The organism is Streptomyces antibioticus, assembly GCF_002019855.1.
Classification (GTDB): Bacteria; Actinomycetota; Actinomycetes; order Streptomycetales; family Streptomycetaceae; genus Streptomyces; species Streptomyces antibioticus_B.
In genome coordinates, this window is record NZ_CM007717.1 from 1,405,374 (window position 1) to 1,418,006 (window position 12,633).

At 71.8% G+C, this 12,633-nt stretch carries 13 protein-coding genes; 4 read left to right on the forward strand and 9 right to left on the reverse strand.

Features of this window, described 5'->3' with window-relative positions; translation table 11 throughout:
• Positions 1-11: 11 nt before the first annotated feature.
• The 3 genes from AFM16_RS06130 to AFM16_RS06140 form a co-directional block, all read right to left on the reverse strand.
• Complete coding sequence (locus AFM16_RS06130; protein WP_078632696.1) at positions 12-2,372, reverse strand: ATP-binding cassette domain-containing protein; 2,361 nt, start codon at positions 2,370-2,372, stop codon at positions 12-14.
• A 71-nt stretch (positions 2,373-2,443) separates the two neighbouring features.
• Positions 2,444-2,851, reverse strand: coding sequence for a VOC family protein (locus tag AFM16_RS06135; protein ID WP_030786396.1), 408 nt, complete (start codon positions 2,849-2,851; stop codon positions 2,444-2,446).
• Between the two features lie 10 nt (positions 2,852-2,861).
• Complete coding sequence (locus AFM16_RS06140; RefSeq protein WP_030786391.1) at positions 2,862-3,305, reverse strand: helix-turn-helix transcriptional regulator; 444 nt, start codon at positions 3,303-3,305, stop codon at positions 2,862-2,864.
• A 539-nt stretch (positions 3,306-3,844) separates the two neighbouring features.
• Here AFM16_RS06140 and AFM16_RS06145 point away from each other — a divergent pair.
• The 4 genes from AFM16_RS06145 (at position 3,845) to AFM16_RS06160 (ending at position 8,444) form a co-directional block, all read left to right on the forward strand.
• A complete protein-coding gene (locus tag AFM16_RS06145) occupies positions 3,845-5,407 on the forward strand; it encodes a hypothetical protein (protein WP_078632697.1) in 1,563 nt (520 codons plus the stop codon).
• A gap of 117 nt (positions 5,408-5,524) precedes the next feature.
• Positions 5,525-6,109: an AMIN-like domain-containing (lipo)protein gene (locus tag AFM16_RS06150; RefSeq protein WP_051780408.1), complete on the forward strand. Its 585-nt coding sequence runs from the start codon at positions 5,525-5,527 to the stop codon at positions 6,107-6,109.
• Between the two features lie 122 nt (positions 6,110-6,231).
• Positions 6,232-7,302, forward strand: a complete 1,071-nt coding sequence (locus tag AFM16_RS06155) for a right-handed parallel beta-helix repeat-containing protein (protein ID WP_107419036.1) — start codon at positions 6,232-6,234, stop codon at positions 7,300-7,302.
• Between the two features lie 89 nt (positions 7,303-7,391).
• Complete coding sequence (locus AFM16_RS06160; protein WP_030786382.1) at positions 7,392-8,444, forward strand: methyltransferase; 1,053 nt, start codon at positions 7,392-7,394, stop codon at positions 8,442-8,444.
• A gap of 73 nt (positions 8,445-8,517) precedes the next feature.
• Here the strand turns inward: AFM16_RS06160 and AFM16_RS06165 are convergent, their stop codons facing one another.
• The 6 genes from AFM16_RS06165 to AFM16_RS06190 are packed head-to-tail and all read right to left on the reverse strand — an operon-like array spanning position 8,518 to position 12,628.
• Positions 8,518-8,850 (reverse strand): TcmI family type II polyketide cyclase, encoded by a 333-nt coding sequence (locus AFM16_RS06165; protein ID WP_030786380.1) that lies wholly within the window; start codon positions 8,848-8,850, stop codon positions 8,518-8,520.
• A 44-nt stretch (positions 8,851-8,894) separates the two neighbouring features.
• Positions 8,895-9,374, reverse strand: a complete 480-nt coding sequence (locus AFM16_RS06170; protein WP_030786377.1) for an SRPBCC family protein — start codon at positions 9,372-9,374, stop codon at positions 8,895-8,897.
• Position 9,375: 1 nt separating this feature from the next.
• A complete protein-coding gene (locus AFM16_RS06175) occupies positions 9,376-9,633 on the reverse strand; it encodes an acyl carrier protein (RefSeq protein WP_030786374.1) in 258 nt (85 codons plus the stop codon).
• 33 nt (positions 9,634-9,666) lie between these two features.
• On the reverse strand, positions 9,667-10,908 hold the full coding sequence (locus AFM16_RS06180) for a ketosynthase chain-length factor (RefSeq protein WP_078632698.1): 1,242 nt from the start codon (positions 10,906-10,908) through the stop codon (positions 9,667-9,669).
• Positions 10,905-12,176, reverse strand: a complete 1,272-nt coding sequence (locus tag AFM16_RS06185; RefSeq protein ID WP_030786368.1) for a beta-ketoacyl-[acyl-carrier-protein] synthase family protein — start codon at positions 12,174-12,176, stop codon at positions 10,905-10,907. Before AFM16_RS06185 ends, AFM16_RS06180 begins: the two co-directional genes overlap by 4 nt.
• Positions 12,173-12,628, reverse strand: coding sequence for a cupin domain-containing protein (locus tag AFM16_RS06190; RefSeq protein WP_030786366.1), 456 nt, complete (start codon positions 12,626-12,628; stop codon positions 12,173-12,175). The genes AFM16_RS06185 and AFM16_RS06190 overlap by 4 nt, the downstream gene beginning before the upstream one ends.
• Between the last annotated feature and the right edge of the window lie 5 nt (positions 12,629-12,633).

The window sequence follows — 12,633 nt, forward strand, 5'->3', positions numbered from 1 at the left end:
CCCGCGGCTGCTCAGGCGCCGACGTACGCCGCGAGGTGCTCGCCGGTGAGGGTGGAGCGGTCGGCGACCAGGTCGGCCGGGGTGCCCTCGAAGACGATCCGGCCGCCGTCGTGGCCGGCGCCGGGGCCGAGGTCGATGATCCAGTCGGCGTGGGCCATGACCGCCTGGTGGTGTTCGACCACGATGACCGACTTCCCCGAGTCCACCAGCCGGTCGAGCAGGCCGAGCAACTGCTCGACGTCGGCCAGGTGCAGACCGGTGGTCGGCTCGTCCAGGACGTAGACGCCGCCCTTGTCGCCCATGTGCGTGGCGAGCTTCAGCCGCTGCCGCTCGCCGCCGGACAGCGTGGTGAGCGGCTGGCCGATGGTGAGATAGCCGAGGCCGACGTCCGCGAGGCGCTGAAGGACGCGGTGCGCGGCCGGGGTGTGGGCCTCGCCCGAGCCGAAGAACTCCTCGGCCTCGGTCACCGACATCGCCAGCACCTCGCTGATGTCCCGGCCGCCGAGCCGGTACTCGAGGACCGACGCGTCGAACCGCTTGCCCTCGCAGTCCTCGCAGGTGGTGGCGACGCCGGCCATCATCCCCAGGTCGGTGTAGATCACGCCGGCGCCGTTGCAGGCGGGGCAGGCGCCCTCGGAGTTGGCGCTGAAGAGCGCCGGCTTGACGTCGTTGGCCTTGGCGAACGCCTTGCGGATCGGGTCGAGCAGCCCCGTGTACGTGGCCGGGTTGCTGCGCCGCGAGCCCCGGATCGGGCTCTGGTCGACCGACACCACCCCGGCGTCGGCGGGGATCGAGCCGTGCAGCAGCGAACTCTTGCCCGAGCCCGCGACGCCGGTGACGACCGTGAGGACGCCGAGCGGGATGTCGACGTCCACGTCCTGGAGGTTGTTGGTGCTCGCGCCGCGGATCTCCAGCGCCCCGGACGGCTCGCGGACGGTGTCCTTGAGCGTGGCGCGGTCGTCGAAGTGGCGTCCGGTGACGGTGTCCCCGGCGCGCAGTTCCTCGACGGTGCCCTCGAAGCAGACGGTGCCGCCCGCGCCGCCGGCGCCCGGGCCGAGGTCGACGACATGGTCGGCGATGGCGATGACCTCGGGCTTGTGCTCCACGACGAGCACCGTGTTGCCCTTGTCGCGCAGCCGCAGCAGCAGGTCGTTCATGCGCTGGATGTCGTGCGGGTGCAGCCCGGTGGTGGGTTCGTCGAAGACGTAGGTGGTGTCGGTGAGCGAGGAGCCGAGGTGGCGGATCATCTTGGTGCGCTGGGCCTCGCCGCCGGACAGGGTGCCGGCCGGGCGGTCCAGGGAGAGATAGCCGAGGCCGATCTCCACGAACGAGTCGAGGGTCTGGCCGAGGGTGGTGAGCAGCGGCAGCACCGAGGGCTCGTCCAGGCCGCGGATCCAGGCGGCGAGGTCGGTGATCTGCATCGCGCAGGCGTCGGCGATGCTGACGCCGTCGATCTTCGAGGCGCGGGCGCCCTCGCTGAGGCGGGTGCCGTCGCACTCCGGACAGGTGCTGAAGGTGACCGCGCGCTCCACGAACTCGCGGATGTGCGGCTGCATCGACTCCTTGTCCTTGGCGAGCATGGACTTCTGGATGCGCGGGACCAGACCTTCGTAGGTCATGTTGATCCCGGCGATCTTCATGCGGGTGGGCTCGCGGTGCAGGAAGTCGTGGAGTTCGCGCTTGGTGTAGTCGCGGATCGGCTTGTCGGGGTCGTAGAAGCCGGACTCGCTGTAGAGGCGGTAGCCCCAGCCGCCGGCCTTGTAGCCGGGGATGGTGAGCGCGCCCTCGTTGAGGGACTTGGAGTCGTCGTAGAGCTGGGTGAGGTCGAGGTCGGTGACCGAGCCGCGGCCCTCGCAGCGCGGGCACATGCCGCCGGTGCGGTTGAAGGTGGCCTTCACGGCCTTCTTGGCGCCGCGCTCCACGGTGATCGCGCCGCTCGCGCTCACCGAGGCCACGTTGAAGGCGTAGGCGCTGGGCGGGCCGATGTGGGGGGTGCCGAGCCGGCTGAAGAGGATCCGCAGCAGGGCGTTGGCGTCGGTGGCGGTGCCGACGGTGGAGCGCGGGTCGCCGCCCATCCGCTGCTGGTCGACGGTGATCGCGGTGGTCAGCCCTTCGAGCACGTCGACCTCGGGGCGGGCGGTGGTCGGCATGAAGCCCTGGACGAAGGCGCTGTAGGTCTCGTTGATCAGCCGCTGCGACTCGGCCGCGATGGTGCCGAACACCAGCGAGCTCTTGCCCGAGCCGGAGACCCCGGTGAACACCGTCAGCCGGCGTTTGGGCAGTTCGACGCTGACGTCCTTGAGGTTGTTCACACGCGCGCCGTGCACGCGGATCAGGTCGTGGCTGTCGGCGACGTGCGGGTCCGTGCTCATCGTGTCGTCTCCATCATGTCCATCATGTCCGTCGTGTCCGTCGTGGGCGTCCCGTCGTGGTGCCGCATGGCTCAGCGCCGCTCCTGGATCCGGATCAGGTTGCCGGAGGGGTCGCGGACGGCGCAGTCACGGATGCCGTACGGCTGCTCGGTCGGCTCCTGGACGACCTCGGCGGTGGCCTCCAGGCGGGCGAAGGTGTCGTCGAGATCGGGGGTGGCGAGCAGGAGGGCGCCGTACGTGCCCTTGGCCATCATCTCGGCGATGACGCGCCGCTCGTCCTCGGTGACACCGGGGTCGGCGGCCGGCGGCGTCAGGACGATCGAGGTGGCGGGCTGCCCGACGGGGCCGACGGTGATCCAGCGCTTCCCGCCGAATCCGACGTCGTTGCGGACCTCGAAACCGAGCAGGTCGCGGTAGAAGGCCAGGGAGGCGTCCGGGTCGTCGTGCGGGAGGAAGCTCGCGTGAATCGTGATGTCCATGGGAGTGAGGCTAGGGGCCGCCCGGTGCCGGCGCTTCTCGATTCCTGACCGGACGCGTCACCTGTTTCGACACACAGGACGGCATCCCGTCCGTCGCGGCCGCCTGCTCACGCCGGTAGACGCTCGGCGGCACCCCGACCAGCTCGGTGAAACGCGTACTGAAGGTGCCCAGCGAGGAACATCCGACGGTGAAACAGACCTCGGTGACACTGAGATCCCCGCGCCGCAGCAGCGCCATGGCCCGCTCGATCCGCCGGGTCATCAGGTAGCCGTACGGCGACTCCCCGTAGGCGAGCCGGAACTGCCGACTGAGATGCCCCGCCGACATGTGCACACCCCGCGCCAGCGCCTCGACGTCCAGCGGCCGCGCGTACTCCCGGTCGATCCGGTCACGGACCCGCCGCAACCGGGCAAGATCCTCAAGCCGCTGCCCCTGCTCACTCCGACTCCCCACCCACCGATCGTGCCACGCCGGCCCGCCCCCGAACCACCCACGACGCCCCTCCACCGGCGCCGCCCGGTCCGACCGACACCACTCGAACCGTCCGACGGCGGCCGCCCCGACGCCGAGCATGATCCGACGCCCCGAGCCGACCCGGCGGCCCTGACCGGTCCACCAGCCGCAGCCGGCCCGGCGCCCTGGCCGACCCGCCCGGCGCAACGGCCGGAGCCGGTCCGCCGACCCGAGCCGGCCGGACAGCCCAGACCGATCCAGCGGGCGCAGTCGAGGCAGAGGCCCTGACAACCCACCGACACCGACCGGCCCCGCCGATCGAGGCTGGTTCGACGGCCATGGCCGGTCCGGCCGACCGAGCCGCCCGGCACGCGTGACCGCCCCGAGGGCGACAGCCGACCCGTGGCCCTGGCCGACCCGCTCACCGCCGAGGCCGGTCCAGCGGACCCCGGCGGCTTTCGGCCTGTCCGGGGGTCGGCTTCGGCCGTACACTGACAAATCTTAAGTTCGTGGGGGAAGTTGAGCGGGGGAGGCCGGGCATGTCCGGTGACGGATTCGGGGCGTACAACCATGGATACGGCGTGCCGCCGATGCCGTCGGCGCCGCCGCCCGCGCCGGCCGACGGGGTGCGGGCCGTGGCGGTCGCGGTGCTCAATCTCAGCGGTCTGGGACTGGGCTACGCCCTGACCCGCAAGTGGGCGCTCACGGCGCTGTGCTGGGCGGCCACCGCCGTCCTGCTGTTCGTGGCGCTCCCGGCCGACCCGGACGGCGTGTCCAGGACCGCGCTCGTGGTGTACGGGGTGTTCCTCGCCGCGGCCGCCGCGCACGGCGCCGTGGTGGGGCTGCGCACCCGGCTGGCCTGGCCCCCGCAGGCGCCGCTCGCGCTGGTCCTGGGGCTCCTCCTGATCGCCGTACCGGCCGGTGCCGTCGTGCTGTACGACGACGCGCGCGACGAGGCCGTGGAGCAGATGCTGCTGGACCGGCTGGACGAGGCGGACACCCTGGTGGCGTCGGCCGGCAAGGGCACGTTCACCGCCGGCCGGTCCGACTACCGCGAGGCGCTGAAGATCTACGAGAACCTCAGCGACGACCACCCGGACTCCCGGGCCGCCGCGAAGGTGCCCGGCCGCCTCAGGGACTACTACGAGTCGGTGGGCGCCCCCTACGCCGAGGACAAGTACTGCGAGGCGATCGAGCCGCTGACGTATCTGCGGACGGTGCCCGGCACTCTCGACGACACGGACCTCGGCGATCTGGAGTCCTGGCCCGACGAGCGGCTGGCCACCTCGCTGTACGAGTGCGGGGCGGACGGGCTGACGACCGGGCAGTCGAGCTGGGCCGTGCAGTTCGGCGAGCTGCTCACCACGTTCCCCGAGTCGGACCAGACGACGAAGGTCGGGCCGGCCGTCACCGCCGCCGTCACGAAGACGCAGAGCGGCCTGCGGGGCAGCGAGCCCTGCGCGGCGGTCGAGCAGCTCACCTCCCTCGGCACCCGGATCGCCGATCTGCCCGCCCAGGGCACGACCGTCGCCGCCGGGCTCGACAAGGACGCCGACCGCGCGAAGAGCAGCGCCGACGCGGGCGCGTACACCTGCGGGGTGGACCAGTACAAGGACGGGGACTTCGCCGAGGCGCAGACGACCCTGACGAAGTACGCCTCGGAGCACAAGAGCGCCAAGAACGCGGCGCTCGCCAAGAAGATCGCGATAGCCGCGGAGATCGCGCAGACCGTGCCGGCGGCCGGCAAGAAGCTGCCGACCACCCGGACCGGCGGCAGCATCGAGGTCGTCGTCAAGAACGACAGCCCGGACCCGGTCACCGTCATGTACACCGGCCCGGTCACCGGCAGCTTCACCCTCAAGGGCTGCTCCGGCTGCAAGGCGTACTCCCTGAGCAGCACCCTGCTGTCCGGGTTCAAGCCGTGCAGCAGCGGCAAGAACTACCCGCAGCGCACCATCAGGCTGCCCGTCGGCACCACGTACTTCCTGCACAAGCCGCAGACCGGCAGCATCGCCACGCCCGCCTCGGACACCGCGAAGCTCCAGTCCGGCTACATCTACACGGAGTGCGCCTACACGACGAACAGCCTGAGCGGCCTCTGACGGCACCCGGCAACACCTGGCGACACCGGGCGCGCCCGGCGTGCAACCTTTCCGGCGGACCGAACGTCTCACCCGATACCCGACACACCCCCGTCACATCCGTCCAGGGGGGACGACATGGCACGAAGCAGAACCATCTGGGTCACCGCCGCTCTCATGACCGCCACGCTGGGCGCCGCCGTGGTGCCCGCCACGGCCGCTCCCGCCGCCGCGCCGCGCGCGGCCGCCGCCTGCCCGACCGGCTGGGGCAGCCTCCCGAAGACCGACTACACCGGCACCCTGGATTCCGTGACCAACGCGCGGACCGGCCGCCACGACTGCTACGACCGGTTCGTCGTCGACGTCCCGGGCGCGGCGGCCGCGGACATCGGCTACTTCGTCCAGTACGTGGACCGGTTCATCGCCGACCCGTCCGGCATCCCGATCCCCGTGACCGGCGGCGCCATCCTCGAAGTGCGGGTCAACGCGCCCGCGTACAACCCCGAGACCGGCGCCTCCACCTACCCGGGCCGGTTCGCACGGCCGCTGCCGGGCGTGAACGTCACCGGGTACAGCACCTTCCGGGACACCAAGTACGGCGGCAGCTTCGAGGGCCAGACGCAGTTCGGGCTCGGCGTGCGCGCCCGGCTGCCGTTCCGGGTGCTGCCACTGGACGGCCGTCTCGTGGTGGACGTCGCCCATAGCTGGACGGCGACTCGCTGACCGGTCCGGATCGTCTCGGCACGGCACCGGCTGTCACGCCCCCGCCTGCGACGGGGGCGTGACACGCCGTCGGATGGCCCATCCGGCTGGCCCGCACACCATCCGGTCATACCGTGCTACATATGAAGAAATGCCATATCGCGTACCTGGCGTGCACCGCCGCGCTCGTCGGAACGGCCGTCGGCGCCGCCCCACCGGTCCACCACCGCACGCTCCATGTGGTCCATCCGGGCGAGTCCGTGCAGAAGGCGGTGGACGCCGCGAAGCCGGGCGACACCGTTCTCCTCACCCCGGGCACCTACCGCGAGAGCGTCTCCCTGACCACGTCCGGGGTGACCCTGCGCGGTACCGGCCCCCGTACGGTCCTGCGGCCGGCCCCCGTGACCACCACCAAGAAGGCCGCGAACAGTTGCGCCGCGGCCGGCCACGGCATCTGCGTCACCGGCACCAAGGACCGCAAGGTCGAGCGCGTGACGATCGCCGGGCTGACCGTCTCCGGCTTCACCAAGCACGGTGTGTACGCCGTGGACACCGACCGGCTGACGGTGCGCCGGGTGACCGCCGAGAAGAACGGCGTGTGGGGCATCGCCACCGAAGCCTCCACGCGCGGCGTCTACCGGGACAACACCGCCCGTGACAACGGCGACGCGGGCCTGTTCCTGGCCAACACCGTCACCGCGGAGCAGGGCGCCACGGACACCCGCGGCACCGTCGTCGCCCGCAACCGGCTGGAGGGCAACCGGATCGGCGTCACCGTCCGCCGGCTGCGCAACCTCTCCGTCGACCGCAACCACTTCACCGGCAACTGCGCCGGTGTCTTCGTCGTCGGCGACGAGAACAAGCCCAAGGCCGGTCTGGTGACCGTGCGCGGCAACCGCATCGTCGACAACAACAAGTCCTGTCCCAAGACCGCCCGGCTGGACGCCCTCCAGGGCTCCGGGATCGTCCTGACCGGCGCCGAGGACAGTCTCGTGACCCGGAACGTGATCACCGGCAACGCCGGCGCCTCCCCGCTGTCCGGCGGCATCGTCCTGTTCAAGTCCATCGTGGGCGCCGCCAGCGAACGCAACCGGATCAGCGACAACGTGCTGCGCGACAACGCCCCGGCGGACCTCGTGAACGCGGACACCGGGCAGGGCAACACCTTCGAGCGCAACGACTGCCGGGCGTCCCGTCCCACCGGACTGTGCTGACCCCGCACATCCGACCCGCGTCCCGGTGAACCGCGAACGACGACAGCGCGACCGACGACAGTGAGCCGACGAAAGAAGGAAGGCGGCACATGACGACCGCACAGACTGCCCCGCCCCAGCCCCCGCCCGCGTCCCCGCCCCCGTCCATGCGCCTGCGGGAACTCGCGTTCGGGGCCGCGGCGGCCGCCGCCCTCCGCGCGGCCGCCCGGCTCGGCGTCGCCGACGCCCTCGGCGAGCGGCCCACGACCGTGGACGACCTCGCGGCCGCGGTGAAGACCGAACCCCGCCAGCTCCGCCGGCTGCTGCGGGCCCTGTCCTGCTACGGCGTCTTCGCCGAGCGGCCCGACGGCACGTTCGCGCACACCGATGTCTCCCGGCTGCTGCGCGAGGACGACCCGCACAGCCTGCGCGCCATCACCCTGTGGTGCACCGAGCCCTGGACCTGGGACGCCTGGCCCAAGCTGGACGAGGCGGTCCGCACCGGCCACAACGTCGTCCAGGACCTGTACGGCAAGGAGTTCTTCGTCTACCTCAACGAGGACGCCCCGGAGTCGGCGGACGTCTTCAACCGGGCCATGACGACGTCCAGCGTGCAGTCCGCGCGCGACGTCGCCGAGTTCCTCGACCTGTCGGGGGCCGCGTCGGTGGCCGACATCGGCGGCGGCCAGGGGCATGTGGTGGCGAGCCTGCTGGAGAAGTACCCGGCGATGCGCGGCACCCTGCTCGACCTGCCGCGCGTGGTGGAGAACGCCGACGCCCGGCTGCGCGAGGGCGGCGCGCTGGCCGGCCGGGTCGAGGTCGTGCCCGGCGACTGCCGCGCGGCGATCCCGGTCCAGGCCGATGTGTACATCATCAAGAACATCCTGGAGTGGGACGACGAGAGCACCGCGCGCACCCTGCGCAACGTGATCGCGGCGGGCGGCCCGGGCACCCGGGTCGTGGTCATCGAGAACCTCGTCGACGACACGCCGTCCATGCGGTTCAGCACCGCCATGGACCTGCTGCTGCTGCTCAACGTGGGCGGGGCGAAGCACACCACGGACAGCATGGTGTCCCGGCTGACGGAGGCGGGCCTGGTCATCGACGACATCCGCCCGGTCAACCCGTATCTGCACGCCTTCGACTGCCACGTGCCCGCCTGAGCGTCCGGGACGTGACACGCCGGTGGCCGGGACCGCGAGGACGCGGGCCCGGCCACCGTGGCGGTCGGCGGGATCAGCCCGCCGTCTCGCGCTCCCAGAGGTAGAAGCGCCGCGCCATCGCGTCCTTCGGGGACCGCCAGGTCGCGGGGTCGTAGGCGCTGACGAAGGGGGTCAGCCGGGTGCTGATGTCCTGGAACTGCGGGTGTCCCGACACCTTGGCGATGGCGGGTCCCGGGTCCTGCTCGGACTCGATGAGGTGCAGATACACGTCACCGAACTGGAAGAGGCTGCGCCGGCGGACACCGACCAGGTGCGGCAGCTCCCCCCGGTCGGACTCCTCGAAGATGCCGGCGATGTCCGGGGCGGCGCCGGGGGCCATCCGGGCGACGATCAGGGCTTGGTGCATGGGGTGTGTTCTCCGTCCGGTCTCGGTCGGTCGGGCTGCCCGGTTCAGTCGGTCAGGCCCGGTGCGGCGCCCTGTTCGGCGGCGGCCTTCTCGATGCGGTCCCGGATCAGGGCGAGCTGGACCTTGGAGTTGCGGTTGATGTTGTCGGTCATCCAGTCGTCGTCGACCGGCGCCTCGGGCTTCATCTCGAAGTCCTGGGTCCACTCCATCCGCGTGCCCTCGCGCACCTTCTCGTAGCGCCAGCGGATGTTCATGTACGCGAAGGGGCCGGTCTCGACCCGGCGGGCCTTGACCGTGCGCGCGTCCCGGTCCGTCTCCCGCTCCGAGACCCAGCTCCACACGGTGCCGTTCTCGTCCGGGTGCATGGTGAGCCGGAACGTGGTCTTGTTCCCCTCGACCGAGAGGATCTCGGCGGAGGCGTACTCGCTGAACAACTGCGGCCAGTTGGCCACGTCGTTGGTCATGTCCCAGACCAGCTCCAGCGGTGCGGCGATGGTGATCTCGTTCTGGGTGTGTCCGGCCATGTCACGCTCCTGTCATGAGGGCACTGTTGACGAGGTCGAGGAACTGCCGGGGCGTCTTGCTGCGCTCCGCGTCCGGCGGCATCGGGGTGCCGTACCGGTTCTCCAGTTCGCCGACGATGCCGAGCAGTCCGAGCGAGTCGACGCCCAGGGCGTCGAAGCCGGTGTCGGACTGCTGCCGGAGTTCGGCCGGCGGGACGGTGACGCCGGCGGACTTCTTCATGAGTTCGGCCAGCTCTTCGACCGTGATGCGCTCACTCATTGGGTGTCTCTCCTTCTGTCTTCCTCGTACGGTTCACTCGGCGCCGTGCCGCAGCACGAGCGCCGCGTTCGACCCCATCAGGCCGCGGCTGAGGATCAGCGCGGTGCGTGCCTCGGCGGGCCGGGCCCGGCCGGTCACGAGATCGAGGTCGTGGCAGATGTCGAAGACGTTCGGGGTGGGGGGCACGACCCCGTCCTCCATGGCGAGCACCGCGGCCGCGGTGTCCAGGACGGGTGCGGCGCCGTAGCCGCGGCCGATGCCGGTCTTGGGGGCGGTGACCGGCACCCGCCGGCCGTGCGCGCCGAGGACGTCGGTGATGGCCAGCGCCTCGGCCCGGTCCGCCGCGGGTACGCCGAGGGCGTCCGCGAAGACCACGTCGATCTCCTCGGGGGCGCAGTCCGCCTCGGCCAGGGCGCCGCGGATCGCCTGGGCGAGTCCTTCCCTGGACTCCTCCCAGCGGGAGGCGCCGGTGAAGGTCGCCGCGTGCCCGGCGAGGAACGCCCGGACGGGCGCGCCCCGTTCGCGTGCCGTGTCCTCGCCCTCGACGACGAGCATGGCGCCGCCCTCGGCGGGCACGAACCCGCAGGCCGCGCCGGTGAAGGGCCGGTAGGCGCGGGTCGGGTCCTCGACGGTGCTCAGCTCGTCGTACCCGAGCTGGCAGACCACCGAGTAGGGGGCGAGCGGCGCCTCGGTGGAGCCGGCGACGATCACCTCGGTGCCGCGCCGTACCGCGCGGGCGGCGTGGGCGAGGGCGTCCAGACCGCCGGCCTCGTCGGCGGCGACCACCCCGCAGGGGCCCTTGAGGCCCCGCCGGATGGAGATCTGGCCGGTGCTGGCGGCGTAGAACCAGGCGATGGACTGGTAGGGGCCGACGAACCGGCTGCCCTTGCCCCACAGTTGCTGGAGCTCCCGCTGGCCGAACTCGCCGCCGCCGGAGCCGGCCGCGGTGATCACGCCGACCGAGAAGGGCGCCGCGTCGACCTCGGGGCGGCCGAACCGGGCGTCCTCCATCGCGAAGTCGGCGGCGGCCATCGCGAAGTGGGTGAACCGGTCGGTCTGGACGAGGTAGCGCTCCTCGACCGCGGCCGTCGGGTCGAAGTCGCGGACCTCGCCCGCCACCCGCAGCGGCAGGTCCTCGCAGCCCTCGCGGGTGACCCGGTCGAGGACGCTGATGCCTTCCTTGGTGGACTTCCAGAACGTCTCGGTGCTGGCGCCGTTGGGCGCGATCACCCCGATGCCGGTGACGGCCGCACGCCGTCCTCGTGGTGCGCTCATCGTGTTCTCTCCCTGGGCCGGTTCAGGACCACCGCGGACTGGAAGCCGCCGAACCCGCTGCCCACGGAGAGCACGCTGTTCAGGGCGCGCTCACGGGCGACCTTGGGCACGTAGTCCAGGTCGCATTCGGGGTCCGGGGTCTCGTAGTTCGCGGTGGGCGGTACGACCTGGTGGTCCAGGGCGAGCACGCAGGCGACGAGTTCGATCGCGCCGATCGCGCCGAGGGAGTGCCCCACCATGGACTTGATGGAGCTCATGGGGGTGGCGTAGGCGTGCTCGCCCAGGGTCCGTTTGACCGCGGCGGTCTCGTGGCGGTCGTTCTGCTTGGTGCCCGAGCCGTGCGCGTTGACGTAGTCGATCGCCGTCGGGTCGAGCCGGGCGTGGTCGAGGGCGTCCTCGATGGCCCGGGCCATCTCCAGTCCGTCGCTGGTCAGCCCGGTCATGTGGTAGGCGTTGCCGAAGGTGGCGTAGCCGCCCAGTTCGCAGTAGACACGGGCGCCGCGGGCCCGGGCGTGCTCCAGCTCCTCCAGGACGAGGACCGCGCCGCCCTCCCCCATCACGAACCCGTCGCGGTCGGCGTCGAAGGGACGCGAGGCGTGGGCGGGGTCGTCGTTGTTCGGGGAGGTGGCCTTGATGGCGTCGAAGCAGGCCATGGTGATCGGGGAGATCGGGGAGTCGGAGGCGCCGGCTATGCAGATGTCGGCGCGGCCCTCCTCGACGGTGTGGAAGGCGTATCCGACGGCGTCCAGCCCCGAGGTGCAGCCGGTGGAGACGGTCTGCACCGGGCCGCCCGCGCCGAAGTGCTCGGCGACGGTCGAGGCGAGGGTGCTGGGCGCGAACGCGCGGTGCAGATGCGGTTCGGCGCGTCGTTCGTCGACGTCCCAGCGGGTGCCGCCATGGCTGACCAGCACGTAGTCGTGCTCCAGCCGGGTGGTGCCGCCGACCGCGGTGCCCAGGGAGACCCCGATGCGCCAGGGGTTCTCCCGGGCCAGATCGAGACCGGCGTCCTGGACCGCCTCGGCGCCGGCGACCAGGGCGAACTGGATGTAGCGGTCGTTGCGGGCGCTCTGTTCGGCGTCCAGGCCATGGGCCGCCGGGTCGAAGTCGCACTCGGCGGCGATCCGCGAGCGCAGTCCGGCCGGGTCGAAGAAGGTGATGCCGCGGGTCGCCGTGCGTCCGGAGGCCAGCAGGTCCCAGAACGCCGGCCCGCCTATGCCGCCGGGGGCGACGATGCCTATGCCGGTGACCGCCACCCGCCGCCTGGTCATGAGCGGACCTGACGTCGGGCGGCGGCGCCGACTCCCTCGCCGGCGCCGACCGGCTCGGCCGGGGCGGGGGTCTCCTCGGTGTCGACATGGCCGAGCGGCGGGCTGGGGGCCAGCGGGCCGAGGTGGAAGACCATCCGGGCCTCCACCTTGCCGACGTTGCGGAAGCGGTGGCGCATGTTGACGGGGATCATCAGCCCCTGCTCGGGCTGGAGCGCGTACGGCTCGCCGTCGAGGTCCACCTCGAGGTGTCCGCACGTCACGTACACGAACTCCTCGGAGTACGGGTGGTAGTGCTCCGCGATGCGGTCGCCGGGCTGGATCAGGGCCACGCCCATGAATCCGCTGGTGGAGCCGACCGTGGCCGGGGTGAGCAGGGCGCGCAGATCGCCGCCGCGCCGGGTGTTGGGCTCGGCCTCGCTGAGATCCACGACTCTGGGACGGGGTGTGATCACGACGT